This is a genomic window from Cupriavidus sp. UME77 (genome assembly GCF_014170355.1).
Taxonomy (GTDB): domain Bacteria; phylum Pseudomonadota; class Gammaproteobacteria; order Burkholderiales; family Burkholderiaceae; genus Cupriavidus; species Cupriavidus basilensis.
This window is the reverse complement of the sequence record NZ_LZZU01000086.1, coordinates 45698-70951: the sequence shown is the minus strand read 5'-3', so window position 1 is coordinate 70951 and position 25254 is coordinate 45698. Positions and strand designations below refer to the sequence as shown.

Sequence of the window (25254 nt, the reverse complement as noted above, 5' to 3'; positions counted from 1 at the left end):
CTCCGATCAGCGAACCGAAAAATGAATAATTGAGAACTCAATCATCTTTTCCAGAGATGATCGTTTGTTCGTCGTCACTTCATCATCACACCCGGCAAGGGGATCGCAATGGACCTGGCTTCCCTGGAAATCTTTCGCTGCGTCGTGGAGGAAGGCGGCATCACCCGCGCCGCCACCCGCCTGCACCGCGTGCAGTCCAACGTCACCACCCGCATCCGCCAGCTGGAGGCCTCGCTCGGGGTCGATCTGTTCCTGCGTGACGGCAAGCGCATGGTGCTGACGCCGGCCGGACAGACATTGTTCGACTACGCCCGCCGCGTGCTGGACCTGGCCGAAGAAGCCCGCCAGGCCGTGCTGCCGGCCAGGCCGCAAGGCCGCCTGCGCATCGCCTCGATGGAGAGCACGGCAGCCAGCCGCCTGCCCGCCGTGCTGGCCACGTATCACCAGGCGTGGCCGGACGTGGAGCTTGAGCTGGTGACCTGCCCCACGCGCCAGGCCTTGCAGGCGCTGGCGCGCTTCGAGGTGGACTGCGCCTTTGTGGCCCAGCCGCTGGACGACCCGGCGCTGGCGTGGCTGCCGGCGTTCGAGGAAGAGCTGGTGCTGATCGCGCGCGAGCGCCATGCCCCCATCCACAGCGCGGCCGACCTGGAAACCCGCACCATGCTGTCGTTCGAGTCCGGCTGCAATTACCGCGGCCGGCTCGAAGCCTGGTTCGGCGCCAGCGGCAGCCCGCCGCGCCGGGTGCTGGAGCTGGGCTCGTATCACGCCATCATTGCCTGTGCGGCAGCCGGCATTGGCGTGGCGATTGTGCCGCGCTCGGTACTTGGCCTGTACCGCGACCTGCCCAAGATCAGCCTCCACGACCTCGGCCAGGCCGGCAAAGTCACCACGTTGCTGGCCTGGCATCCGGCCATGGCCAATACCGCGCTGGGCGCCTTGGCCGATACGTTCCGCGCCCCACGGCCAGGACTGGCCGCGGCCGCCTGAGTCCGCCAGGCGCCGCCACGCCGGGCAAGATGTGCCCGGTCGCCTACACTGGAAGTGGCGCCGCGTTTGCACTCCACGTGCCGGCGTCATTGCCATGAAGCATGTCCCGATGCTCCTGCGATGGCTTGCAACGGCCTTCTGGCTAGCCCTCGTTGCCTTGCTGGCGACACCGCTGGTCCCCGCCACGCCGGCCAATGCGCAGGCGAGCGCGCCCGCGGCCGCCGGCGCCGTTCCCCCCGTTTTCGTCATCCCGCTCAAAGGCGCGATCGGCCCGGCCAGCGCGAGCTTCATCGAGCGCGGCATGGCGCGCGCGCGCGATGCCGGCGCGCAGTTGATCGTGCTGGAAATGGACACCCCTGGCGGGCTGGATCTGTCGATGCGCGAGATCATCCAGGGCATCCTGGCCTCACCGGTGCCGGTGGCGAGCTATGTCTATCCGGGCGGCGCGCGCGCGGCCAGCGCCGGCACCTACATCCTCTACGCCAGCCATATCGCCGCGATGGCGCCCGGCACCAACCTGGGCGCGGCCAGCCCGGTGCAGATCGGCATTGGCGGGCCGCAAAAACCGGAGGCCGCCCCAGCCTCCGCCCCTGCCGGCGCGCCGCCGCAGGACACCATGGAGCGCAAGCAGATGCACGACGCCTCGGCCTATATACGCGGCCTGGCGCAATTGCGCGGGCGCAATGCCGAGTGGGGCGAACGCGCGGTACGCGAAGCGGTCAGCCTGTCGGCCAGCGAGGCGGTCGCACAGAAGGTCGCGGATCTGATCGCGCCCGACCTGCCTGCACTGCTGCGCGCCGTGGACGGCAAGCACATCCAGGCCGCCGGCGCGGAGCGCGTGCTGCGCACGGCGCACGCGCCGGTGCAGGTGCTGGAGCCGGACTGGCGCGACAGCTTCCTGGGGGTCATCACCGACCCCAGCGTGGCGCTGATTCTGATGATGGCCGGCATCTACGGCCTGATCTTCGAGTTCTCCACGCCGGGCATGGTGGTGCCCGGCATTGGCGGCGCGATCTGCCTGCTGCTGGCGCTGTTTGCGCTGCATATGCTGCCCGTCAGCTACGCAGGCCTGGGGCTGATCGCGCTGGGCATCGGCTGCATGGTGGCAGAGCTATACCTGCCCACCTTTGGCGCGCTGGGCGTGGGCGGCATCATCGCCTTTATCTTCGGGGCGGTGATGCTGATCGATACGAATGTGCCCGGCTTCGGCATTCCGCTGTGGTTGATCGGCAGCCTGGCGCTGGCCAGCGCGGTGTTCCTGTTCGCCGTCTGGACGCTGCTCTGGCGCGCCCGTCGCATGCCCTCGATCAATGGCGGCGACGCGATGATCGGCATGCCCGGCGTGGTGCTGGAGGATCTGTGGGATGACGGCTGGGCCGAAATACGCGGCGAACGCTGGCAGGTGCACAGTGCCATGCCGATGACGCACGGCCAGCGCGTGCTGGTCATCGGACGCCACGGGCTGCTGCTCGAGGTCCGCGCCATGGACGGCGCACAGGCAAGCACCACCCCGATTCCCCCATCCACTCAAGGAGCATGATCATGGCATTCGGATTCAGCGCTGGCGGTCTGGTCTTCATCATTGCCTTGCTCATTGTTTCCTCGATCCGCGTGCTGCGCGAGTACGAACGCGGCGTGGTGTTCATGCTGGGACGCTTCTGGAAAGTGAAGGGCCCGGGGCTCGTGATCCTGATCCCGGCGGTGCAACAGATGGTGCGCGTGGACTTGCGCACGGTGGTGATGGACGTGCCGCCGCAAGACGTGATCTCGCGCGACAACGTGTCGGTCAAGGTGAATGCGGTGGTGTATTTCCGCGTGATCGATCCGGAGCGCGCCATCATCCAGGTGGCGAACTTCCTCGAGGCCACCAGCCAGCTGGCGCAGACCACCTTGCGCTCGGTGCTGGGCAAGCATGAGCTCGACGAGATGCTGGCCGAGCGCGAGCAGCTCAACATCGACATCCAGAAAGCGCTCGATGCCCAGACCGATAGCTGGGGCATCAAGGTCTCCAACGTGGAGATCAAGCACGTCGACCTCAACGAAACGATGATCCGCGCCATCGCGCGCCAGGCCGAGGCCGAGCGCGAACGGCGCGCCAAGGTGATTCATGCCGAGGGCGAGTTGCAGGCCTCGGTGAAGCTGCTGGAAGCCGCGCAGATGCTGGCAAGGGAACCGCAGGCGATGCAACTGCGTTATCTGCAGACGCTGACGCAGATTGCCGGCGACAAGAGCTCGACGATCGTGTTTCCGCTGCCCATCGACATCCTCACGCTGGTGGGAAAGCTGAGCCGCGAGTCGACGTGAAAAAAGGCGCCTGGGGCGCCTTTGGGATGCTACGGGGAGGAGTCAGACTCCTGCCAGTTTGCTCCCCTCTCCCCCTGAGGGGAGAGGGAGAGACAGCCGTCGTCATGGCAGATGGTGTTGGCCCCGCCTCAGACCTTGCCCGCCACCCACTCGCCGACGCCAGCCAGCGCCTTGGGCAGGTTGGCCGGCTCCGTACCGCCAGCTTGCGCCATGTCCGGACGGCCGCCGCCCTTGCCGCCGACCTGCTGCGCGACAAAGTTGACCAGCTCGCCAGCCTTGACCTTGGCGGTGGCATCGGCGGTCACCCCAGCGATCAGGCTGACCTTGCCGTCGGCCACTGCGCCCAGCACGATGGCCGCGGTGCCCAGCTTGTCCTTGAGCTTGTCCATGGTTTCGCGCAGCGTCTTGACGTCGGCGCCGTCGAGCTGTGCGGCCAGCACCTTGATGCCCTTGACGTCGATGGCCTGCGCCGCCAGCTCGTCGCCTTGCGAGGCAGCCAGCTTGCTCTTGAGGCGCTCCAGCTCCTTCTCCAGCGCGCGCACCTGCTCCTGCACCTGCCCGATACGCGGCACCAGTTCGGACGGCTGCGCCTTGAGCGCGGCGGCGGCTTCGTTCAGCTTGGCATCCAGCGCTTGCAGGTAATGCAGCGCGTTGTCGCCGGTGATGGCTTCGACGCGGCGGATGCCCGCTGCCACGCCGCTTTCCACCACGATCTTGAACACGCCGATATCGCCGGTGCGGGTCACGTGGGTGCCGCCGCACAGTTCCTTGGAGCTGCCGATCGACAGCACGCGCACGTCGTCGGCGTACTTCTCGCCGAACAGCGCCATCGCGCCGCTCTTGACCGCGTCGTCGAAGGGCATGACTTCGGCACCGGTGGCTGCGTTCTGCAGGATCTCGGCGTTGACGATCTCCTCGACGCGACGGATCTGCTCGTCGGTCATCGGCGCGTTGTGCGAGAAGTCAAAGCGGGTCTTGTCCGCGTCGACCAGCGAGCCCTTCTGCTGCACGTGGCTGCCCAGCACTTCACGCAATGCCTTGTGCATCAGGTGGGTGGCCGAGTGGTTGCGCACGGTGCGCGCGCGGCGCTGCGCATCCACCTGCGCGGTGACGCTGTCGCCCACCTTGAGCGCGCCGCCCGCCAGCGTGCCCTGGTGGCCGAACACATCGGCCTGCACCTTGGTGGTATCGACCACGCTGAACACCGCGCTGCCGCTCTTCAGTTCGCCCTGGTCGCCGGCCTGGCCGCCGGACTCGGCGTAGAACGGCGTGTTATCCAGCACGATCACGCCGGTCTGGCCGGGCTGCATCGTGTCGACGGATGCGCCGTCCACATACAGCGCGGTGATCTTCGCACCGTCCACGCCCAGCTTTTCGTAGCCGTGGAAGGTGGTCTTGTCGCCCTTGTACTCAAGGCCGGCCGCCATCTTGAACTTGCCGGCGGCGCGGGCCTGCTCGCGCTGGCGGTTCATGGCCGCGTCGAAGGCGGCTTCGTCCACCGTCATCTCCTGCTCGCGGCACACGTCCTGCGTCAGGTCCAGCGGGAAGCCAAAGGTGTCATGCAGCTTGAAGGCAAGTTCGCCGTCGAGCACGGTACCGCCCTTGGCCTTGACGTCGGCCAGTGCCGAGTCAAGGATGGACATGCCGTTCTCGATGGTTTCGAAGAAGCGCTCCTCTTCTGCCTTGAGCACTTCCACGACGCGCGCTTCGGCGTCGGACAGTTCCGGATAGGCTTCGCCCATCTGACCCACCAGATCGCCCACCAGCTTGTGGAAGAACGGGGTCTTGCGGCCCAGCTTGTAGCCGTGGCGGATGGCGCGGCGGATGATACGGCGCAGCACGTAGCCGCGGCCTTCATTGCCGGGGATCACACCGTCGACGATCAGGAAGGAGCACGCACGGATGTGGTCGGCGATGACCTTCAGCGAATTGTTGTTGAGATCGGTGGTGCCGGTCTCGCGCGCAGCGCCCTTGATCAGTGCCTGGAACAGGTCGATCTCATAGTTGCTGTGCACGTGCTGCAGCACCGCGGCGATGCGCTCCAGGCCCATGCCGGTGTCGACGCAGGGCTTGGGCAGGCGCGGCATATTGCCTTGCTCGTCCCGGTTGAACTGCATGAACACCAGGTTCCAGATCTCGATGTAGCGGTCGCCGTCTTCCTCGGCAGATCCCGGGGGGCCGCCCCACACGTCAGGGCCGTGGTCGTAGAAGATTTCCGAGCACGGTCCGCAGGGGCCGGTGTCGGCCATCTGCCAGAAGTTGTCGGAGGCGTAGCGCGCGCCCTTGTTGTCGCCGATGCGCACGATGCGCTCGGGCGGCACGCCGACTTCCTTGGCCCAGATGTCATAGGCTTCGTCGTCTTCGGCGTACACCGTGACCCACAGCTTTTCGGCCGGCAACTGGTAGACCTTGGTCAGCAGCTCCCACGCGTACTGGATCGCCTCGCGCTTGAAATAGTCGCCAAACGAGAAGTTGCCGAGCATTTCAAAGAAGGTGTGGTGACGCGCGGTGTAACCCACGTTCTCCAGGTCGTTGTGCTTGCCGCCGGCGCGCACCGAGCGCTGCGACGAGGTCGCGCGGGTGTACGGGCGCTTGTCGGTGCCCAGGAACACGTCCTTGAACTGCACCATGCCGGAGTTGGTAAACAGCAACGTCGGATCGTTCCCCGGCACCAGGCTGGACGAGCGGACCACGGTGTGGCCCTTCGATTCGAAGTACTGCAGGAACTTGCTGCGGATGTCGGAGACTTTCATGTTCTGGGCAAGGGCGTCCCACGTCGTGGCAGGGCGCTGTCGGTCAAGATGGTTTTGCAAACCGTTGATTATACGGGGAAGCCTGAGCGCGCGGCATTCCGCCGGGGATTCGCCTCGCGCCGCCCGCAACACCGCGCCCCGCCGCGATCCGGGCCGGCCGCGATGTGCTCCCGGCGGCCTGCCGGTGGTAAAGTGCTGGCTGTCCCAGCCGGACGCCCCCGAGCCTGGTTTCGCGCCAGCCTCCGATTGCCCTGCAAGCCGCCACCCAGACCAGACGGCGGGGCCGCCCGGCCTTCCCTCGCCCACCCCTTGCCGGATCCGCAATACACCCCATGGGAGCTTTAAGCCACCTCCGCGTCCTCGACCTGACCCGCGTTCTCGCCGGGCCATGGTGCGCCCAGAACCTTGCCGACTTCGGCGCCGACGTGATCAAGATCGAGCGCCCCGGGGCCGGCGACGATACCCGCACCTGGGGTCCGCCCTGGCTGCAGGACGGCGAGGGCCGCGATACCGCGGAAGCTGCCTATTACCTGGCCGCCAACCGCAACAAGCGCTCGGTGACCTGCGATATCAGCACGCCCGAGGGCCAGGAACTGGTGCGCGCGCTGGCCGCCCAGAGCGATGTGGTGCTGGAAAACTACAAGGTCGGCCAGTTGAAGAAGTACGGCCTGGACTACGACTCCCTCAAGGCGATCAAGCCGGGCCTGATCTATTGCTCGGTGACCGGCTTCGGCCAGACCGGCCCCTACGCGGCGCGCCCGGGCTACGACTTCATCATCCAGGGCATGGGAGGCTTCATGAGCCTGACCGGCGAGCGCGACGACCTGCCCGGCGGCGGCCCGCAGAAGGCCGGCGTGGCCATCTCCGACCTGATGACCGGGCAGTACGCCACCATCGCCGTGCTGGCCGCGCTGGCCCACCGCGAGCGAACAGGCGAAGGCCAGTACATCGACATGGCCCTGCTCGACGTGCAGGTGGCCATGCTGGCCAACATGAACACCAACTACCTGGCCAGCGGCGAAGCGCCCAGGCGCTGGGGCAACGCCCACCCCAATATCGTCCCCTACCAGACCTTCCAGGCGGCCGACGGCTGGATCATCGTGGCGGTGGGCAACGACGGCCAGTTCCGCAAGTTCGTCGCTGCGGGCGGGCGCCCCGAACTGGCCGACGACCCGCGCTTCGCCACCAACCCGCAGCGGGTTGCGCATCGCGATGTGCTGGTGCCGATCCTCGCCGACATGGTCAGGCCGCGCACCCGCGCCCAGTGGATCCTCGACCTGGAGGCCGCCGGCGTGCCCTGCGGCCCCATCAACACACTGGACGACGTGTTCGAGGATGCCCAGGTCAAGGCGCGCGGCCTGCGCGTGGACCTGCCGCACCCGAGCGCCGGCGAGGTCAAGCTGGTGGGCAGCCCGATCAAGATGAGCGCGACGCCGCCCGAGGCCGTGCGCCACCCGCCGCTGCTGGGCGAGCACACCGACGCGGTGCTTGGCGACATGCTGGGCTACACGCCGGAGCAGATAGCCGCGCTGCGCGCCAAGGGCGTGCTGTAGGGTGCTGGCCGCCTGTGTGCCTGCAGTGGCGGCGCGCGGGCGGCAAGCTGAAGTTTGTCGTCGTTGTTCCCATAGCCGTTGCCGTAGCGAGAAAAAGCAAGAACCCTGACCCCGCGCGCGCCGGCGTACGGCGCATGCCTGACCACAAAAGGAGTTTGGATGCTGACCGACGCCCTGCTGGCCTTCCTGCACTACACCTTCATCTTCCTGCTGATCGCCCTGATGACCGCCGAAGCGGTCGTGCTGCGCCCCGGCATGACGCCGCCCGTGCTCAAGCGCCTGTCGATCTACGACCTGCTCTACTTCCTCACTGCCATGGCGGTGCTGGCAACCGGCCTGCTGCGGCTGTTCTACGGCGCCAAGGGCGCACAGTTCTACCTGCACAACCCGTGGTTCCACGCCAAGATCACCGTGTTCGTGGTGATCGCGCTGTGCTCGCTGCCGCCCACCTTCGCCATCCAGCGGTGGCGCCGCCAGGCGCGCAGCCTGCCGGACTTCGTGCCCATGCCCGCCGAACTGAAGTCCGCGCGGCGCTGGGTCATGATCCAGGCCCACCTGCTGATCCTGTTGCCGCTGTGCGCGGTAATGATGGCGCGCGGCATCGGCATGAAATAGGCCGCAGCACCCTCGCCGCCAGATGCCCCAGGGCGCCTGGCGCACCCAGATTCCCGATCCAACCCGACGTATCTCCATGCTCAAGAAAAAACTTGCCGCGGCGCTGCTCGCCGCCGCCCTGCCCGCTATCGGCACCCTTATCGCATTTAGCGCATTTAGCGCCGCGCCGGCCGCCGCAGCGGCAGCCGCCTACCCGACCAAGCCGCTCAAGTTCGTCGTGCCCTACCCGGCCGGCGGCCCGCTGGACACGGTGGCGCGCGCCATCGGCGACAAGCTCAAGGACAGCCTGGGCCAACCCGTGGTGGTGGAAAACCGCCCGGGCGCCGGTGGCAATATCGGCGCCGACTACGTGGCCAAGCAGCCGGCCGACGGCTACACCATCGTGATGGGCGCCGTGGCCACCCACGCCATCAACCCCAGCCTCTTCGCCAAGATGCCGTACGACCCGGTGAAGGACTTCAGCCCGATCACGCTGGTGGCCGACGTGCCCAACGTACTCGTCATGCACCCCGGCAAGGCCGCCGAGCTGCATATCAGCAATGTGCGAGAGCTGGTGGAATACGCGCGCAAGAACCCCGGCAAGCTGGACTACGCCTCGGGCGGCAACGGCAGCGCTGGACATTTATCCGGCGAGCTGTTCAAGAGCATGGCCAAGGTCAGCATGGTCCACATTCCCTACAACGGCGCCTCGCCCGCGCAGCTGTCGGTGCTGTCCGGCCAGACCGACATGATCTTCGATAACCTCGCCTCCGCCTCGGCCAACATCAAGGCCGGCAAGCTCAAGGCGTTCGCCGTCACCACCGCCACCCGCGCCGCCGCCCTGCCCGAGCTGCCCACTATCGCGGAAGCCGGCAAGGGGCTCGGCCTGGAAGGCTTCGACATCTCCACGTGGTTCGGCGTGTTCGCCCCGGCCAACACCCCGAAAGAGATCGTCGACCGCCTCAACCACGAGATCGTCGCCATTCTCAAGACCGACGACATGAAGGCAAAGCTGGCCCGCATCGGCGCCCAGCCGGCACCAACCACGCCGGAGCAGTTCGGCCAACTGGTGCAGCGCGAGCTGAAGAAGTACGCGCAGATCGTAAAAGTGTCGGGCGCCAAGGTGGATTGATATACCAACGGTTGTAGCCGTGTGACCCGCCCCCGGGCGGGGAACACCCCGGCGCGATGCAAAGCGAGCCGTGAAGGTTTGAATTTCCCGTTATGCGGCGCCTCGTTGCCGGGCGAAAAGAGCGGAAACGAGGAGGCCATGTTTGAGTATCGCCATAAGGCGATGCGAGTTTGGCCTCCGGCCGCTCTTTTCGTCCGGCGACGAGGAGTCTTTCGCCGCATCCGGGTCGCCTTCTTTGCCTACTTTCTTGGCGAGACAAGAAAGTAGGTCGCCGCCCCGCAGGGGGGGTGAAACTGCAGTTGCAGTTGCAGTTGCAGCCACCACATCAAGCCTCCCCATCCCGCGGCAACAACAACCCCACCTGAATAATCCGCGGCCCATCCATCCGCGTCACCGTCAGCTTCAGCCCGGCGATCTCCACGGCGTCGCCCTCCACCGGTGGTGATGTAAAGGCCTTCTGCATAGCGGCCTCCAGTGTCCGTGCCGCCTCGGCAGGACTCAACTCCCGCGTCCCGTAAAGCCCGGCCACATCCCGCAGCATGGCCTCCCCGGATAGCAGGAAATCATGGCTAGCCTTGCCCCAGGCAGGTGCCGGCCCAGGCCGATGGAACAACAGTGCAAGCATCGGCACGCTGGTCCCCGGCGCCAGGATCGACACCATATCCCCAGCCCGCAGCACGGTCTGATCGGGCGCAGCCAGCGCTTTGTCCCGCACCACGGTCAGCAGCCGGCAACGGGGCGGCAGTTCGAGCTGGTCGGCGCGCAGGTTTTCAGCCGGCGAATCGCCCTCGACCCTGAACTGCATCACCTCCAGCGCCGGCGCATGGGTGCCCTGCAGCCGCGAGCGGGCCAGCGGCTCCGGATAGGCGGGACGCAGCACGCGCGCCAGCCGCGCGGCCAGCGGCACGGTGGTGCCCTGCAGCAGCAGGCTGGTCAGCACCACCGCAAAGGCGACGCGAAACAGCAAGCCGGAATCGGGCATGCCCTGCAGCATTGGAAACAGCGCCAGCACGATGGGCACCGCCCCACGCAAGCCCATCCAGGCCACGAAGCCCTTCTCCCGGGCACTGAAGCGAAACGGCAGCAGCGCCAGCCAGACCGCCGCCGGGCGCGCCACCAGCATCAGGAATGCCGCCACCGCCACCGCCGGCAGCGCCACTTCCCAGATCCGGTGGGGCGCCACCAGCAGGCCAAGCAACAGGAACATCGCGGACTGCGACAGCCAGGCCATGCCGTCCATCGCCCGCATGGTGTCGGGGCCTACCGCGCGGTCGCGGTTGCCCACCAGGATGCCGGTCAGGTAGACGGCCAGGAAGCCGCTGCCGCCCGCCGTCTGCACGATGGCGAACACCATGGCGCCGCCCGAGCACAGCAGGATGGCCTGCAGGCCTTCGGCCACGCGAATGCGCTCCATCACGTTGGCCATGCAGTAGCCCAGGCCTAATCCGAGCAATCCGCCGACCCCGAACTGCACCACCAGGCGCCACAACAGCGCGCCGGGGCTCAGGCCCGCGGGCGCGGCGATCCAGTCGATCAGGGTGAGGGTCAGGAAGATGGCCATCGGGTCGTTGATGCCGGATTCGATCTCCAGCACGCTCGCCACCCGCTCCTTGAGCCGGATGCCGCTGGTATTGAGCAGCGAGAACACCGCCGCGGCATCGGTCGAGCCGACGATGGCGCCCAGCAGCAGGCCCAGCTTCCAGTCGATATCGAGCACCCAGGCGGCAAACAGGCCCACCAGGCCGGTGGTGACCAACACGCCCACGGTCGCTAGCGACAGCGAGGGTTTCAGCGCCACCCGGAAGGTGGCCAGCCGGGTGCGCAAGCCGCCATCGAGCAGGATCACCGCCAGCGCGAGGTTGCCGACCAGGAAGCTCAGCCAGGTATTGGAGAAGCGGATGCCGCCGGGGCCATCCACGCCGGCCAGCATGCCGACCGATAAAAAGACAAGCAGGAAGGGCACGCCCACGCGCGCCGAGAAGGCGCCCACCACAATGCCCAGCGACATCACGACGGCGCCGATCAGGATGACATGGTCAATGCTTTCCAAAACGGCTTTCCCTTTTTCCCTTTTCCATGCCGTGCCGCATCGGCAACGGTAGTGCAGCCGTTGATGATAGCGCAGCCCTATGACCACTCTGCCGCGCAGACGTGAAAGCGGCACTCGGCAACGGAGCAGGCGGCCCCTGGATGTCTCCTAGGGAGATACCCGCAGATTGACCATTTTTGCAGACATCTGAAAGGTAGCTGAAAGGTCTTCCCCTTAATTTCCTCCCTGCCAGCGGCGGGACGGTTGCGCGCGCGTTTTTGACGCACCGCAACATCCCTAGCCGCACGGATTTCAAGCAGTTTTTTCGAGGAGAATCATTTTGCGCATTCGTAGCCAAAAGGACTTTGCCTCCGGCCTGATGTTCATCCTGGTCGGATTCAGCTTTTCCTGGGTCGCACGCGGGTATTCCATGGGTACAGCCGCGAAGATGGGCCCCGGGTATTTCCCGTTCTGGCTCGGCATCGTGCTCGCCTTGCTGGGCGCGCTGGTGCTGTGGAGTTCCCTGTCCGCCAAGAAGGAAGAAGACCAGCTCGCACGCTGGGACATCAAGACCTTGCTGTGGATCCTGGGTTCGGTGGTGCTGTTCGGCCTGATGCTCAAGCCGCTGGGCATGGTGCTGTCGGTGCTGGTGCTGGTGCTGGTGTCGTCGATGGCCAGCCATGAATTCAGCTGGAAGGGTGCCGTTGTCAACGCCATCGTCCTGGTGATCATCAGCCTGGGCGCCTTCGTCTACGGTATCAATCTTCAGATGCCGGTGTGGCCGGCATTCTTGGCAGGATAAGGAGACGGCCATATGGAACTACTAGCCAACCTGGGCCTGGGCTTCTCGACCGCCCTGACCCTGCAAAACCTCGCATACGCCTTCCTGGGCTGCGTGCTGGGCACCCTGATCGGCGTGCTGCCGGGCCTGGGGCCTCTGGCCACCATCGCCATGCTGCTGCCGGTGACCTACACGCTGCCGCCGGTGGCCGCGCTCATCATGCTGGCCGGTATTTACTACGGCGCCCAGTACGGTGGCTCCACCACCGCCATTCTGGTCAACCTGCCGGGTGAATCGTCGTCGGTGGTGACTACCATCGATGGCTACCAGATGGCCAGGCGAGGGCGAGCGGGGGTGGCGTTAGCCACCGCCGGCCTAGGCTCGTTCTTCGCCGGCTGCGTGGCAACCCTGATCCTGGCCGCGTTCGCAGCGCCGCTGTCGGAACTGGCCTTCAAGTTCGGCCCCGCCGAGTACTTCTCGCTGATGGTGCTGGGCCTGATCGGCGCCGTGGTGCTGGCTTCGGGCTCGCTGGTCAAGGCCATCGCCATGATCGTGCTGGGCCTGCTGCTGGGCCTGGTCGGCACCGACGTGAACTCGGGCGCAGCGCGCTTCTCGTTCGACGTGCCGGAGCTGACCGACGGCCTGAACTTCGTCTCGGTCGCCATGGGTGTGTTCGGCTTCGCGGAAATCATCGCGAACCTGGAACAAAAAGATGCCCGCGAAACCTTCACGGACCACATCACCAACCTGTTCCCGACCAAGGACGACTTCAAGCGCATGATCCCGGCAGTGCTTCGCGGCACGTTCCTGGGCTCCGCGCTGGGCATCCTGCCGGGTGGCGGTGCGGCGCTGGCTTCGTTTGCAGCCTACTCGCTGGAAAAGAAGACCTCGAAGTTCTCGCATGAGTTCGGCAAGGGCGCCATCGAAGGCGTGGCAGGTCCGGAATCGGCCAACAACGCCGCGGCGCAGACCTCCTTCATCCCGCTGCTGACGCTGGGCATTCCGCCCAACGCCGTGATGGCGCTGATGGTGGGCGCGATGACCATCCACAACATCCAGCCGGGCCCGCAGGTCATGACCAGCAACCCCGCGCTGTTCTGGGGCCTGATCGCCTCGATGTGGATCGGCAACTTCATGCTGATCATCCTGAACCTGCCGCTGATCGGGATCTGGGTCAAGCTGCTCAAGGTGCCTTACCGCTACCTGTACCCGGCCATCCTGGTGTTCTGCTGCATCGGCGTGTACTCGGTCCAGAACACCACGTTCGACGTGTTCCAGACCGCGGCCTTCGGCGTGATCGGCTACCTGTTCATCAAGCTCAAGTGCGAGCCGGCGCCGTTGCTGCTGGGCTTCGTGCTGGGGCCGATGATGGAAGAGAATTTCCGCCGCTCCCTGCTGCTGTCGCGCGGCGAGTTCAGCGTGTTCCTGACCCGCCCGCTGTCGCTCGGCCTGCTGATCGCGGCCGCCGTGCTGGTCCTGATCGTGGCGCTGCCGTCGATCAAGAACAAGCGCGAGGAAGCTTTCCAGGAAGAATAAGAGAGCAGGTCCCGCGGCCGGTATCCGTGCCGGCCGCGAGCGACGCTGCCAGAGCAGAACCTCAAGGTGCCGCAAGGCACCTTTTTTTCATGCCTTGCCCGCCGGTGCCCGGATGCTGGCGGCAAGCGCGCCGGCTCGCGCCAGCCAGGCATCCCTCTGCGCGGGCTGCGAGCCCAGTACCGGGCCGAACGCCACGGTGCTGACCGGCTTGATCCCGCAGAACTCCAGCGTGGTATTGCGCATCTGGCGGATGCCCGGCATGCGGTAGATCCATTTGAAATACCAGGGCGGCGTATCCATGGTCACCAGCAGATGCGCCGAGCGGCCCTTCAGGAGCTGATCGGGAAACGCTTTGCCGGCGCGGTACTTGAAGGCGAAGCCGGGCAGCAGCACGCGGTCAAGGAAGCCCTTGAGCAAGGCGGGCGGGCCGCCCCACCAGATCGGGAAGACGAACGCAAGGTGCCCCGCCCATGCCATGGCTTCCTGTGCCTCGACCAGATCGGGCTCGAGGCCCTGGATGGCGTTGTAGCCCGCATGCAGGATGGGATCGAACTTCAGCACATCCAGCCTGAGCAGCCGGACTTCGTGCCCCGCGGCCTCGGCGGAGGCCGCATAGGTACTGGCGATGGCGCCGCACAAGCCATCGTTCGAAGGGTGACCCATGATCACCAGTATTCGCTGCCGCATCGCTACGCTCTCCAAAAAAGGTTGACGCCGCGAGGGTAAGGCTTGCCCCTGGAGGCAGAGTCAAGGCCGCGGGCACGCCACTGCGTCGTGCGGCGGATCGCTGGCCGCTTCGCGTGCTTCGCCACGGCCAAGGCACGCACGGATTTCCGCGCCGATCTCGCCAAGCTCGGCGTCCAGCTTGCACAACCTCTGGATTTCCTCGCGCAGGCTCGCACGCTTGCTGTCGACCTGCTGCACGAGCCGGTGCCAGTCCGGCTCCCCAGCGCCCGCATCCATCACCGGGAGCAGCTCGGCCAGGCGAAAGCCCAGGGCCTGCGCCTGCCGGATCAACCCGACCTGCCTGACCGCGTCGTCCGCGTAGACGCGGTATGAGCCGGCGCGCGTGACCTGCCCTAGCAAGCCAAGCGATTCGTAGTGGCGGATCGCCTTCGGCGACGCGCCCGTGCGCCTGGCAATTTCTCCGATGAACATCCCCGATCCTCCTTGCATTGGTACGAAAGTATGAAACGCCAGCGGCATCCGGCGGCTTGCCCTGGCTTGGCTTATGGCGCGAACCTTGGGCGCGAACCTTGCCGCACGCGCTTCACAGGGTAAGGCTTGCCCCTAGGGGCAGAGTCAAGCCCCCCCGAGGTGCCGTTCGCCGGTGCCAGGGGCATCGAACAGGCCTGCGCAGGCGTCCCGCACGGCCGCCGTGACGTGGCGGCGCGCCTGGTCGCGCCGCTCCAGCATGCCGATGGTGCGCAGCACCGGCGCGCCGCCGATTTCCAGCGGCAGGATGCGCAGCGCCTCGTCCTCCAGCCAGCGCGCACGCTGCAGCAATGGCACCACGGTCACGCCGACCTGCTGGCGCACCAGTTCGACGAGCGCCTCGATCGAGTTCAGCTCGAGGAACTCATTGACGCGCAGATGCGCGCGGCGCAGCGCCCGCTCAACCAGCATGCCGGTGCGCTGTCCGCGGTCGAAGCGCAGGAAGGGGTTGGCCGCCAGCGCTTCGCGTGCGTTCGCCCCCGGGCTATCGCGCCCGGCAATCGCCACCAGCGGCTCCTGGTAAAGCGGCGTCCACACCAATGTGCCGGGCAGGCGGCCCGCCCCTTGCACGAGCATCGCCGCGTCCAGCTCACCGGATTCCACCTGCGCCGCCAGCTCGATCGACTTGGCGCCGACCAGGCGCACGTCCAGCGCCGGGTATTCGCGCTTCATGCGCGCCACCACATGCGACAGGCCGCCCATGACCGACACCACCGCGCCCACCGCAACCGCGCCGGCCATCGCGTCCGGCGCTTCCGGGGGCAGGCGCATCTCGTCGTAGAGCGCGAGCATGCGGCGCGCCTGCGGCAGCAGCTCGCGCCCGCCGGCATTGAGCGCCACCACCCGGCCGCCCCGGTCGAACAGCTCGCGGCGCAGTTCCATCTCCAGCGCGCGCATCTGCAGGCTGACCGCGGCCTGGGTCAGGGCCACCCTCTCGGAGGCGGCGGCAAAGGAGCCGTGGTCGGCCACGGCAACGAAGGTGCGCAGGAAACGGATGGTGCTCATGGGGAGAACGTCATGATGTGCGGCTTGGTGTGGTGTGTGGCTTGGCCTATGTCTTGTCCGGCGCACGTCCAGCGCACCAATACGGCGCATCAATACTTAAGAAAACCTTTAGACATAAGAAAGAAATATTAGCTTTCATTATGATGACCTGCACGGAATAATTGATCCGCAGCACCGCCTGGCAGCATCCGCGGCGGGGGGTGTTGCCCGACGGCCGGCCCCGGCCTGCGTTTGCCTTGCTTCCCCGATCCGGAGATCACCATGAAACACTGGCTGCGCCTATTTGGCACGAGCCTCGCCACGGGACTCGCGCTGAGCGCCGTCCCGGCACTCGCCGACACCTACCCGAACAAGCCGATCCGCCTGATCGTGCCGTTCCCGGCCAGTGGCGCGACCGATTTGCTGGCTCGCGCCATCGCGCAGAAAGTGGGCACCAACATGGGCCAGCAGATCGTGGTCGACAACCGGCCCGGCGCTGGCGGCGCCATCGGCTCCGACATGGCCGCCAAGGCCCCGGCCGACGGCTACACGCTGCTGATCGCCACTACCAGCACGCATTCGATCGGGCCGTACATCAACACGCGCCTGCCGTACAACACCGAGACCGACTTCACGCCGATCGGCCAGGTGGCCATCGCCACCAACGTGCTGGTGGTGCCGAACAGCCTGCCGGTGAAGAACGTCAAGGAACTGATCGACTACGCCAAGAAGCATCCGGGCGAGCTGAACTATGCGTCCAGCGGCAATGGCACCGTGGTGCACCTGACCGCCGAAGCCTTCAAGGCGCAGGCCGGCGTATTCATCACGCACATCCCGTATCGCGGCACCGCGCTGGCCGTGCCCGACCTGATCTCCAACAAGGTGCAGATCCTGTTCGACAGCATCGTCTCGGGCCTGCCGCACGTGAAGGACGGCAAGCTCAAGGCGCTGGCCGTGACCAGCCTGAAGCGCTCGCCGCTGGCGCCCGAGATCCCGACCGCCAGCGAGTCCGGCCTGCCCGGCTTCGAGTCCGATACCTGGTTCGGCATCTATGGCCCCAAGCAGATGCCGGCCGATCTCGTGAACCGCCTCAATGCCGAGTTCAACAAGGCGATCCAGGCGCCCGACGTGAAGGAGCGCCTGGGCAAGCTGGGCGCGGAACCCGTTGGCGGCACGCCGGCCCAGTTCGCCGCGATGGTCAAAAAGGACAGCGCGCGCTGGGGTAAGCTGATCAAGGATCGCAAGATCACCGTGGAATAACGTACGAACGCTGGCAAGCCCGCCGCGGCATTGCGGCCAGGCGCTGCCAGCGCATCGAACCGAGACAAGCATGCAGAACTTCAACTGGACCAATCCCTACCCTTCCGTGCGCATCCCGCTGTTCGCGCGCAACGTGGTGTCCACCTCGCACCCGCTGGCGGCGCAGGCCGGCCTGCGCATGCTGCTCAAGGGCGGCAACGCGGTCGATGCAGCCATCGCGGCGGCGGCGGCCATCACCATCGTCGAGCCGGTCTCGTGCGGCCTGGGCAGCGATGCTTTCGCGATCCTGTGGGATGGCAAGGAAATGCACGGCCTGAACGCTTCGGGCGTGGCGCCGGCGGCATGGAGCCCCGAGTATTTCAAGAACAAGTACGGCACGGATGCCAACGGCATCGCCAAGCGCCCCGTGCGCGGCTGGGACGCCGTTACCGTGCCGGGCGTGATTGCCGGCTGGGCCGCGCTGCATGAGCGCTTTGGCAAGCTGCCCTTTGCCGAGCTGATGGAGCCCGCCATCGAGATCGCCGAGCGCGGCTACGCCGTGCCGCCGGTGGTGGCGCACAAATGGGCCGCCGCCGTGCCGGAACTCAAGGACCAGCCTGGCTACGCCGAGGCCTTCATGCCCAATGGGCGCGCACCCAACGTGGGCGAGAAGTTCACGCTCAAGGCTGCCGCCGACACGCTGCGCAAGATCGGCGCCAGCAATGGCCGCGCCTACTACGAAGGCGAGATCGCCGAGAAGATCGTCGCCTTCAGCAAGGAATGCGGCGGCGCCATGACCGCCGACGACCTGCGCAACTACAAGCCGGACTGGGTCAAGCCGATCAGCAAGGCCTATCGCGGCTACGAGCTGCACGAGATCCCGCCGAACGGCCAGGGCATCGCCGCGCTGGTGGCGCTGGGCATCCTCGACCAGTTCGACATGGCCGCGCTGCCGGTGGACTCGGTCGAGTCGCAGCATCTGCAGATCGAAGCAATGAAGCTGGCCTTTGCCGATCTCTACCGCTACGTGGCCGACCCGGGCAGCATGGAAGTCACGCCCGAGCAGATGCTGGACGACGCATACCTGAAGTCGCGCGCCAAGCTGATCGACATGGAGCGCGCCACGCACTTCGATTTCGGCATGCCCAAGGTCGGCGGCACCATCTACCTGACCGCCGCCGACGAGAACGGCATGATGATCTCGTTCATCCAGTCGAACTACATGGGCTTCGGCTCCGGCGTGGTCGTGCCGGGCACCGGCATCAGCCTGCAGAACCGCGGCGTGGGCTTCTCGATGGACCCGAAATCCCCCAACGTGGTGGCCGGCGGCAAGCGCCCCTTCCACACCATCATCCCGGCCTTCCTGACCAAGGACGGCCAGCCGGTGATGAGCTTCGGCGTGATGGGCGGCGACATGCAGCCGCAGGGGCATCTGCAGACCGTGGTGCGCATGGTGGACTACAACCAGCAGCCGCAGGCGGCCTGCTGCGCGCCACGCTGGAAGGTCAACCGCGACTTCACGCTGGACGTTGAATCCACCATGGATCCGGCGGTCGTTGCTGGCCTGAAGGCTCGCGGCCACCAGCTCAAGTCGGTCGACGACCCGTACATGGATTTCGGCTCGGGGCAGTTTATCTGGCGCCTGTCGGAAGATGCCGAGCATGGCTATGTGGCCGCCAGCGACAGCCGGCGCGACGGACAGGCCGTAGGGTTTTGAGTACCCATAGGTAGTACTGGGAGCGCCCACCGCAAGGTGGGCGTTTTTTGCCTGTGCACTGCCAGTGCGGATCACCTTGACGTGGCGACCGACCTCACCTTAAATTTCTGTATTGACAGAAACTACTGATAAAACGCAAGACGGATCGCACCACGCGAGGAGAGCATGACATGAGCACGCCCGCATTGACGCTGTTCTTCGACGGCAGCTGCCCGCTTTGTTCTGCCGAAATGCGCCGCATGGCCAGGCTCGACCGCCACGGCCGGCTGGGATACCTCGACATGCGCGGCGAGGGCTTCGATCCCGCGGCCTACGGCACCACCTTCACCGCCATGGATGCGGAACTGCATGGCGTGCGTGCCGACGGGCGTTTGCTGGTTGGCATTGACTGCGTCGCCGAGAGCTATGCGCTGATCGGCCTGGGCTGGCTGGTGTGGCCGCTCAGGCTGCAGGCTACCCGCCCGGCGTGGCAGCACCTCTATCGCTGGTTTGCGCGCAACCGCTATCGCGCCAGCCGGCTGCTGGGCTATGGCTGCGCGGACGGCGCCTGCACGCCGGGCCGGCGCTGAGCCAGGCGCTTCACCTAACTGTCTGCAACTGGCCTGCTTGCCAAGGCGACGACTGTGCATGGCGTGCGCCGCGTAGGGCACTACACTGAGGCCTTCGCCTTTGCTTTCGCCCCGACCGCCATGACCACCTACGCTTTCCGCCTGCTCAACGTCTTCGCCGAATCCACCTTCGGCGGCAATCCCCTGTGCGTGTTCGAGGATGCGCGCGGGCTCGACACGGCCACCATGCAGGCCCTGGCGCTGCAGTTCAACCTGTCCGAAACCACCTTCATCCTCCCCTCCGGGCAGGCCAGCGCGTACGTCCGGATTTTCACCACGGGCTACGAGATGCCCTTTGCCGGCCATCCCACGCTGGGCACCGCCCATGTGGTGCGCGACCTGGCCGCTACCGGCGATGCGCTCACGCTGGAGTTCAAGGCGGGCGTGGTGCCGGTAACCGCGCAGGGCGACGTGTGGACCTTCACCGCGCCGCATGCGGGTGCGCCCAGGACGGCGCCGGCGGGCCTGCCGGACGCGCAGATGGCATCGCTGCTCGGGCTCGCCGAGACCGACCTGCTGGCGGCGCCGATCTGGGTCGACACCGGCGCCGACCAGCTGATGGTGGCCGTGAAGAGCGTGGATGCGGTGCGCCGCGCGCAGCCTGACAGCGCACGCCTGGCGTCCTGGCCGCAGAGCAGCCTGGGCCGCAAGACGGCTTACGTCTTCGCGTTCGACCCGACCCGGCCGGGCCAGGTGGTGTCGCGCTATTTCTTCACCAAGCAAGGTGGCGGCGTGGCCGAGGACCCGGGCACCGGCTCGGCCTGCGCCAACCTGGGCGGCTGGCTGATCGCCAACGACCACGCGCTGCCGGCCGCCTACCAGGTCTCGCAGGGCGAGGCGGTCGACCGGCCGTGCACGCTGCGCCTGGAAGTCACCGGCGGGCAGGCCATCCGGGTGGGCGGGCGCGTGATCGAGCTGGGACGCGGCACCATCAACCTTTAACGCGCAGGACTGCGGCGCCAACGCGACAAAGGGTGCGCTACTGCGTTACAGTGAACGTCTGCCCGGCCTTCCCAGCGCCCTGACGAGCGCCCCCACATGCGCCTCCCACATCCGCCACCCGACATGACCACGCCGCACGCCCTGACCACGCTGGCCGAGCTGGAGGCCCACTACGCCGAAGCCGGCGAAGCCTCGCTCGCCAAGGAAGTCGACTACCTGCACCCGCACTACCGTGCCTTTGTCGAAGCCGCCCCGCTCTGCCTGCTGTCCACGGTGGGCGCAGAGTACGCGGAAGTCTCCCCGCGCGGCGACGCGCCGGGCTTTGTGCAGGTGCTGGACGAGCGCACGCTGCTGCTGCCGGACCGGCGTGGCAACAACCGCCTGGACAGCCTGCGCAACATCATCGCCGACCCGCGCGTGGGCCTGCTGTTCGTGATCCCGGGCGTCAACGAGACCATCCGCGTGGCGGGCACCGCCCATGTCTCGGTGGACCCGGCGCTGATCGCGCGCTGCATCGTGGATGGCAAGGCGCCGGCCACCGTGCTGGTGATTTCGATCCAGTCGGTGTTCTTCCAGTGCGCCCGCGCGCTGGTACGTTCCAAGCTGTGGGCCCCGGAAACACAAGTGGCGCGCACCAGCCTGCCGAGCAATGGCACCATCCTTGCCGCCGTGAGCCGGGATCCCTTCGACGGCGTCGCCTACGACGAGTCACAGCCCGCGCGGATGAAGCAAACCCTGTATTGATCCCATGTACACGCCAAGCCACTTCGCCAGCACCGAAAGCGACGCCATCGACGAGGTCATGCGCCGCTACCCCTTTGCCACGCTGATCGGCAACGACGCCGACAGGCTGCCGTTCGCCACCCACCTGCCGGTGGTGGCCCAGCGCAGCGGCGACGCCTGGCAGATCGACGGCCATATGGCGCGTGCCAACCCGCACTGGCGCTGGCTGGAGCAGACGCCCAGCGCCCTGCTGGTGTTCCAGGGGCCACATGGCTATGTGTCGCCAGCGTTGTACGAGCAAAAGCTGTCGGTACCGACCTGGAACTACGTGGCCGTGCATGTGTACGCAGAGATCGCCACCATCCATGACGCCGACGCCAAGGATGCGCTGCTCAAGCGCTTGATCGCGCAGAACGAGCCTGGCTACGCTGCGCAGTGGCGCGCGCTGCCGGAGGATTTCCAGCAGAAAATGCTGGGCGCGATCGTGGGCCTGCGCATCGTGCCCACGCGCATCGAAGCCAAGTTCAAGCTCAGCCAGAACCGCCCGGCAGGCGACCGTGCCCGCATTCTCGCGGCCCAGCAGGAGGGCAGCCCCATCGAGCGCGACATGGCAGCGTGGATGGCGCGCATGACCGGCGCATGATGGGCACCTGAACCCGCAGCAATCCCCAGCCGCGCGCCACTTAGAGGCTGCTTCAACATGAAGCGAAGCGGTTCTGGCTAGGCGCGCGGCAGCCACTCAGGCGCGTGCGTGCCCAGGGGCACCGATGGCAGCGCCCAGTACGCGGGCGTCTCGGACAAGCGTCCCGCGTGCGACACCGCGCGCAGTTCGCCAAAGCCCGACGGCAACGTCACCAGCAGGTCTTCCACGTCCTCAAAGCACTGGTCCGGCGCCTGCAACCCGCCCTCGACCCGGCCCAGGCCGCGCAACCACTGGCCAACCTGCGCCAGCGACACCCGCACATGCCAGCTGCCGCCCTCGGCCGCACGGCGATGCAGCCCGGCCATGGCGCCAAGCGCCAGCAGGTAGCCGGCGGCATGATCCAGCACTTGCGCCGGCAGAGGCAGCGGCTCCTCGCTGCGCGCTGCGAACGCTTCGGCCTGATTGAAACCGCTGGCAGTCTGCACCAGCGAATCGAAGCCGCGCTTGCCAGCCCAAGGACCCACATGTCCATAGGCACTTAGCGTCACATAGACGATGCCCGGGCGGGCGCGGGCCACCGCCTCCGGCCCCACGCCCAACTCCGCCAGCCCCTGCGGGCGATAGCCCTGGATCAGCACGTCGGCGCCGTGCAGCAGCTTGTGCAGGGCGCGCTTGTCGTCGGGATCGCGCAGGTCCAGCTGGCAGGCGCGCTTGCCGCGCCCGGTGTCGATCACCAGCGGGGCAATGCTGGGCAGGTGGGCCGCGCTCACCTGCAGCACATCGGCGCCGTGCGCGGCCAGCGTGCGTGCGGCTACCGGCCCGGCGATGACGCGGGTGAAATCCAGCACGCGCACGCCGCACAGCGGGCGCGCGCCGTCCGTGGGCAGCGCGGCAAGCGGCTGCGGCGGCGCTTCGCCGATGCGCTCGATGGTCAGTGGCGGCATGCCGTGCAACGCCTGCCCCTGCGGATGGCGGTCCCACTCGTCGAAGCTGCGCAGGGCGGCCACGACCAGGCCGGCGTCGGAGGCGGTGGCCTCGAAGGCCTCGGCATCCCATTTCTGCAAGGCCGAGCGCACCGCGGCAAGATCGTGCGGGCAGCCCAGGATGCGCAGCACGCCGTCCCGATGATGGGGGAAATTGGCATGCACGCGTACCCAGCGGCCGTCGCCGCAGCGGTAGAGGCCAGACACCTTGTCGCTGAACTCCGGCGCGGGCTCGCCGCCCACGCGCAGGTAGCGCTCGCTGCGGAACTCCGCCACGGCGTGGCGCATGTCGACGGCCACGTCCTGCCAGCGCCCGCTGCGCTGCTGCCACAGCATGGCGGCGGCCAGCGCCGAGGCGCCCAGGCTGGCCTGGGCGGCCGTGCCCACCGCGAACGACGACGGCAGCACCGGATCGGCACCGCTGAGCTGCAGCCGGCCCAGGGCGGCGGCTGGCAGCCCGGCGGCCAGCCAGAGCCCGGCTACGGCCTCAAGCGGGGTTGGGCGGGTGGCTTGGGAAATCGTTGGCGTCGGCATGGCGGCAAGGCTCCACAGGGCGGGTGCGCTCTCTCCATCCTAGGCCGTGCCGGGTGTTTTTGCGCCCGTGCGCGGAGTTTGCACGACTCTGGTCCCCGGCACGGTAAAATCACCCGATCCGGCATTCCGCCATGCAATCGAGCAGCGCGGCAGGCTGCGCGCCAGACTCCGGCCGCCGCCCCGCCTCCTGACTTAACCGCCCACCGGCGCCACCATGAGCAACGACCCCAAAGCCAACGACAGCACGACCGCCGCATCCAATTTCCTGCGCAGCATCATCGACCAGGACCTCACCGCCGGCACCTACGCCGGCCGCCAGGATGCCCAGGGCGAGCCGTTGCCCCCCGTCATCACCCGCTTCCCGCCGGAGCCCAATGGCTACCTGCATATCGGCCACGCCAAGAGCATCTGCGTGAACTTCGGCATGGCGCGCGATTTCGGCGGCCGCTGCCACCTGCGCTTCGACGACACCAACCCGGTCAAGGAAGACACCGAATACGTCGATTCCATCATCGACGCGGTGCACTGGCTCGGCTTCAGCTGGGACACCACGGCCAAGGACGGCAGCAAGCAGCCGCACCTGTATTACGCCAGCGACTACTTCGACCAGCTCTACGCCTTCGCCGAAAAGCTGATCGAGCGCGGCGTCGCCTACGTGGACAGCCAGAGCGCCGAGCAGATCGCCACCAACCGCGGCGACTTCTCCCGCCCGGGCACGCCCTCGCCGTTCCGCGACCGCAGCGTCGAGGAAAACCTGCAGCTGTTCCGCGACATGCGCGACGACAAGTACGCCGACGGCGAGCACGTGCTGCGCGCCAAGATCGACATGAACGCGCCCAACATCGTGATGCGCGACCCGGTGATCTACCGGATCCGCCACGCGCATCACCACCGCACGGGCGACAAGTGGTGCATCTACCCGATGTACGACTTCACCCACTGCATCTCGGACGCGCTGGAGAACATCACGCATTCGCTGTGCACGCTGGAGTTCGAGAACAACCGCCCGCTGTACGACTGGGTGCTGGCGCAGCTGCGCGAATGCGGCGTGTTCAGCGAGCCGCTGCCGCACCAGTATGAGTTCGCCCGCCTGAACCTGACCTACGCCATCACCAGCAAGCGCAAGTTGCTGCAACTGGTCGCTGAAAACCGCGTGGACGGCTGGGACGATCCGCGCATGCCCACCATCGTGGGCGTGCGCCGCCGCGGCTTTACGCCCGAATCGATCCAGTTGTTCTGCGAGCGCATCGGCGTGGCCAAGTCCGATAGCTGGATCGACATGAGCACGCTGGAAGGCGCCGTGCGCGACGACCTCGACGCGCGCGCCGCGCGCGGCGCCGCCGTGCTGGATCCGCTCAAGCTGATCCTGGACAACTACCCGGAAGGCCAGAGCGACGACTGCACGGCGCCGGTGCATCCGAAAAAGCCGGAACTGGGCATGCGCGTCTTCCCGCTCACGCGCGAGCTGTGGATCGAGCGCGACGACTTCAGCGAAGCGCCGCCCAAGGGCTACTTCCGCCTGTTCGCGCCCAAGGAGGACGGCACCCCCGGCAGCAAGGTGCGCCTGCGCCACGGCTACGTGATTGAATGCACGGGCGTGGACCGCGACGCCGACGGCAAGGTCATCGCCGTGCACGCCAACTACCTGCCCGAGACGCGCAGCGGCACGCCTGGCGCGGACAGCGTCAAGGTCAAGGGCAACATCCATTGGGTCAGTGTGGCGCACGCCTATGAAGCCGAAGTGCGGCTGTACGACCGCCTCTTCAACGACCCGAACCCGGACGCCGGCGGCAAGAACTTCCTCGACGCGCTGAACCCGGACTCGAAGAAGATCGTCACGGCCTACCTGGAACCCGGCCTGGCGCAAGCCGCTCCGGAGGATCGCTTCCAGTTCGAGCGCCAGGGTTACTTCGTGGCCGACCGCGTGGATTCGAAGCCGGGCAAGCCAGTCTTCAACCGCATCGTCGGGCTGCGCGACAGCTGGGGGAAATAGGCCC

21 protein-coding genes are annotated in these 25254 nt (G+C 67.0%); 15 read left to right on the top strand and 6 right to left on the bottom strand.

The window, feature by feature from the left end:
• Nucleotides 1–108: 108 nt before the first annotated feature.
• The 3 genes from A9975_RS32060 to A9975_RS32050 all read left to right on the top strand — a co-directional run bounded on the left by A9975_RS32060 (nucleotide 109) and on the right by A9975_RS32050 (nucleotide 3291).
• A complete protein-coding gene (locus A9975_RS32060) occupies nucleotides 109–987 on the top strand; it encodes a LysR substrate-binding domain-containing protein (protein WP_183036255.1) in 879 nt (292 codons plus the stop codon).
• 109 nt (nucleotides 988–1096) lie between these two features.
• Nucleotides 1097–2527, top strand: a complete 1431-nt coding sequence (locus tag A9975_RS32055) for a nodulation protein NfeD (RefSeq protein ID WP_183036457.1) — start codon at nucleotides 1097–1099, stop codon at nucleotides 2525–2527.
• Between the two features lie 2 nt (nucleotides 2528–2529).
• Nucleotides 2530–3291 carry a slipin family protein gene (locus tag A9975_RS32050; protein ID WP_183036254.1) on the top strand — a complete coding sequence of 254 codons (762 nt, stop codon included), beginning with the start codon at nucleotides 2530–2532 and terminating at the stop codon, nucleotides 3289–3291.
• Nucleotides 3292–3419: 128 nt separating this feature from the next.
• Here the strand turns inward: A9975_RS32050 and alaS are convergent, their stop codons facing one another.
• On the bottom strand, nucleotides 3420–6044 hold the full coding sequence (gene alaS / locus A9975_RS32045; protein WP_183036253.1) for an alanine--tRNA ligase: 2625 nt from the start codon (nucleotides 6042–6044) through the stop codon (nucleotides 3420–3422).
• A gap of 332 nt (nucleotides 6045–6376) precedes the next feature.
• Here alaS and A9975_RS32040 point away from each other — a divergent pair, with 332 nt between their 5' ends.
• The 3 genes from A9975_RS32040 (at nucleotide 6377) to A9975_RS32030 (ending at nucleotide 9323) form a co-directional block, all read left to right on the top strand.
• A complete protein-coding gene (locus A9975_RS32040) occupies nucleotides 6377–7597 on the top strand; it encodes a CaiB/BaiF CoA-transferase family protein (protein ID WP_183036252.1) in 1221 nt (406 codons plus the stop codon).
• A gap of 159 nt (nucleotides 7598–7756) precedes the next feature.
• The gene (locus A9975_RS32035; RefSeq protein ID WP_150984164.1) at nucleotides 7757–8212 is read left to right on the top strand and encodes a DUF2214 family protein; all 456 of its coding nucleotides are present in this window, start codon (nucleotides 7757–7759) and stop codon (nucleotides 8210–8212) included.
• A 76-nt stretch (nucleotides 8213–8288) separates the two neighbouring features.
• Nucleotides 8289–9323, top strand: a complete 1035-nt coding sequence (locus A9975_RS32030; protein ID WP_183036251.1) for a tripartite tricarboxylate transporter substrate binding protein — start codon at nucleotides 8289–8291, stop codon at nucleotides 9321–9323.
• Nucleotides 9324–9648: 325 nt separating this feature from the next.
• On the opposite strand, the gene A9975_RS32025 is transcribed toward A9975_RS32030, so the two are convergent.
• Nucleotides 9649–11373, bottom strand: a complete 1725-nt coding sequence (locus tag A9975_RS32025) for a potassium/proton antiporter (RefSeq protein ID WP_183036250.1) — start codon at nucleotides 11371–11373, stop codon at nucleotides 9649–9651.
• 319 nt (nucleotides 11374–11692) lie between these two features.
• Between A9975_RS32025 and A9975_RS32020 the strand changes: the two genes are divergently transcribed.
• Together A9975_RS32020 and A9975_RS32015 are read left to right on the top strand one after the other, a co-directional pair.
• Nucleotides 11693–12154, top strand: a complete 462-nt coding sequence (locus A9975_RS32020) for a tripartite tricarboxylate transporter TctB family protein (RefSeq protein WP_043348382.1) — start codon at nucleotides 11693–11695, stop codon at nucleotides 12152–12154.
• 12 nt (nucleotides 12155–12166) lie between these two features.
• The gene (locus A9975_RS32015; RefSeq protein WP_150984161.1) at nucleotides 12167–13669 is read left to right on the top strand and encodes a tripartite tricarboxylate transporter permease; all 1503 of its coding nucleotides are present in this window, start codon (nucleotides 12167–12169) and stop codon (nucleotides 13667–13669) included.
• A gap of 87 nt (nucleotides 13670–13756) precedes the next feature.
• Here A9975_RS32015 and A9975_RS32010 read toward each other — a convergent pair whose 3' ends face one another.
• The 3 genes from A9975_RS32010 to A9975_RS32000 form a co-directional block, all read right to left on the bottom strand.
• Nucleotides 13757–14356: an NAD(P)H-dependent oxidoreductase gene (locus A9975_RS32010; RefSeq protein WP_183036249.1), complete on the bottom strand. Its 600-nt coding sequence runs from the start codon at nucleotides 14354–14356 to the stop codon at nucleotides 13757–13759.
• Nucleotides 14357–14416: 60 nt separating this feature from the next.
• Entirely contained in the window at nucleotides 14417–14827 is a 411-nt protein-coding gene (locus A9975_RS32005) for a MerR family transcriptional regulator (protein WP_183036248.1), read from the bottom strand.
• Nucleotides 14828–14971: 144 nt separating this feature from the next.
• Nucleotides 14972–15889, bottom strand: a complete 918-nt coding sequence (locus A9975_RS32000) for a LysR substrate-binding domain-containing protein (protein WP_183036247.1) — start codon at nucleotides 15887–15889, stop codon at nucleotides 14972–14974.
• Nucleotides 15890–16150: 261 nt separating this feature from the next.
• Here A9975_RS32000 and A9975_RS31995 point away from each other — a divergent pair, with 261 nt between their 5' ends.
• The 6 genes from A9975_RS31995 (at nucleotide 16151) to A9975_RS31970 (ending at nucleotide 21740) form a co-directional block, all read left to right on the top strand.
• Complete coding sequence (locus tag A9975_RS31995; RefSeq protein WP_183036246.1) at nucleotides 16151–17128, top strand: tripartite tricarboxylate transporter substrate binding protein; 978 nt, start codon at nucleotides 16151–16153, stop codon at nucleotides 17126–17128.
• 70 nt (nucleotides 17129–17198) lie between these two features.
• Nucleotides 17199–18824 carry a gamma-glutamyltransferase gene (ggt, locus tag A9975_RS31990; protein WP_150984156.1) on the top strand — a complete coding sequence of 542 codons (1626 nt, stop codon included), beginning with the start codon at nucleotides 17199–17201 and terminating at the stop codon, nucleotides 18822–18824.
• A 170-nt stretch (nucleotides 18825–18994) separates the two neighbouring features.
• Nucleotides 18995–19393 (top strand): thiol-disulfide oxidoreductase DCC family protein, encoded by a 399-nt coding sequence (locus tag A9975_RS31985; protein ID WP_183036245.1) that lies wholly within the window; start codon nucleotides 18995–18997, stop codon nucleotides 19391–19393.
• 120 nt (nucleotides 19394–19513) lie between these two features.
• Nucleotides 19514–20374 (top strand): PhzF family phenazine biosynthesis protein, encoded by an 861-nt coding sequence (locus tag A9975_RS31980; RefSeq protein ID WP_183036244.1) that lies wholly within the window; start codon nucleotides 19514–19516, stop codon nucleotides 20372–20374.
• A gap of 96 nt (nucleotides 20375–20470) precedes the next feature.
• Entirely contained in the window at nucleotides 20471–21118 is a 648-nt protein-coding gene (locus A9975_RS31975) for a pyridoxamine 5'-phosphate oxidase family protein (protein ID WP_255504145.1), read from the top strand.
• A 4-nt stretch (nucleotides 21119–21122) separates the two neighbouring features.
• Entirely contained in the window at nucleotides 21123–21740 is a 618-nt protein-coding gene (locus A9975_RS31970) for an FMN-binding negative transcriptional regulator (protein ID WP_183036243.1), read from the top strand.
• Between the two features lie 77 nt (nucleotides 21741–21817).
• Here A9975_RS31970 and A9975_RS31965 read toward each other — a convergent pair whose 3' ends face one another.
• Nucleotides 21818–23257, bottom strand: a complete 1440-nt coding sequence (locus A9975_RS31965) for a CoA transferase (protein WP_183036242.1) — start codon at nucleotides 23255–23257, stop codon at nucleotides 21818–21820.
• A 214-nt stretch (nucleotides 23258–23471) separates the two neighbouring features.
• On the opposite strand from A9975_RS31965, the gene A9975_RS31960 reads away from it, so the two are divergent.
• A complete protein-coding gene (locus tag A9975_RS31960) occupies nucleotides 23472–25250 on the top strand; it encodes a glutamine--tRNA ligase/YqeY domain fusion protein (RefSeq protein WP_183036241.1) in 1779 nt (592 codons plus the stop codon).
• Nucleotides 25251–25254 lie beyond the last annotated feature (4 nt).

Coding starts and splice junctions, on each gene's coding strand:
- A9975_RS32060 (WP_183036255.1), top strand. CDS start 109: ATGGACCTGGCTTCCCTGGAAATCTTTCGCTGCGTCGTGGAGGAAGGC.
- A9975_RS32055 (WP_183036457.1), top strand. CDS start 1,097: ATGCTCCTGCGATGGCTTGCAACGGCCTTCTGGCTAGCCCTCGTTGCC.
- A9975_RS32050 (WP_183036254.1), top strand. CDS start 2,530: ATGGCATTCGGATTCAGCGCTGGCGGTCTGGTCTTCATCATTGCCTTG.
- alaS (WP_183036253.1), bottom strand. CDS start 6,044: ATGAAAGTCTCCGACATCCGCAGCAAGTTCCTGCAGTACTTCGAATCG.
- A9975_RS32040 (WP_183036252.1), top strand. CDS start 6,377: ATGGGAGCTTTAAGCCACCTCCGCGTCCTCGACCTGACCCGCGTTCTC.
- A9975_RS32035 (WP_150984164.1), top strand. CDS start 7,757: ATGCTGACCGACGCCCTGCTGGCCTTCCTGCACTACACCTTCATCTTC.
- A9975_RS32030 (WP_183036251.1), top strand. CDS start 8,289: ATGCTCAAGAAAAAACTTGCCGCGGCGCTGCTCGCCGCCGCCCTGCCC.
- A9975_RS32015 (WP_150984161.1), top strand. CDS start 12,167: ATGGAACTACTAGCCAACCTGGGCCTGGGCTTCTCGACCGCCCTGACC.
- A9975_RS32010 (WP_183036249.1), bottom strand. CDS start 14,356: ATGCGGCAGCGAATACTGGTGATCATGGGTCACCCTTCGAACGATGGC.
- A9975_RS32005 (WP_183036248.1), bottom strand. CDS start 14,827: ATGTTCATCGGAGAAATTGCCAGGCGCACGGGCGCGTCGCCGAAGGCG.
- A9975_RS32000 (WP_183036247.1), bottom strand. CDS start 15,889: ATGAGCACCATCCGTTTCCTGCGCACCTTCGTTGCCGTGGCCGACCAC.
- A9975_RS31995 (WP_183036246.1), top strand. CDS start 16,151: ATGAAACACTGGCTGCGCCTATTTGGCACGAGCCTCGCCACGGGACTC.
- ggt (WP_150984156.1), top strand. CDS start 17,199: ATGCAGAACTTCAACTGGACCAATCCCTACCCTTCCGTGCGCATCCCG.
- A9975_RS31985 (WP_183036245.1), top strand. CDS start 18,995: ATGAGCACGCCCGCATTGACGCTGTTCTTCGACGGCAGCTGCCCGCTT.
- A9975_RS31980 (WP_183036244.1), top strand. CDS start 19,514: ATGACCACCTACGCTTTCCGCCTGCTCAACGTCTTCGCCGAATCCACC.
- A9975_RS31975 (WP_255504145.1), top strand. CDS start 20,471: ATGCGCCTCCCACATCCGCCACCCGACATGACCACGCCGCACGCCCTG.
- A9975_RS31970 (WP_183036243.1), top strand. CDS start 21,123: ATGTACACGCCAAGCCACTTCGCCAGCACCGAAAGCGACGCCATCGAC.
- A9975_RS31965 (WP_183036242.1), bottom strand. CDS start 23,257: ATGCCGACGCCAACGATTTCCCAAGCCACCCGCCCAACCCCGCTTGAG.
- A9975_RS31960 (WP_183036241.1), top strand. CDS start 23,472: ATGAGCAACGACCCCAAAGCCAACGACAGCACGACCGCCGCATCCAAT.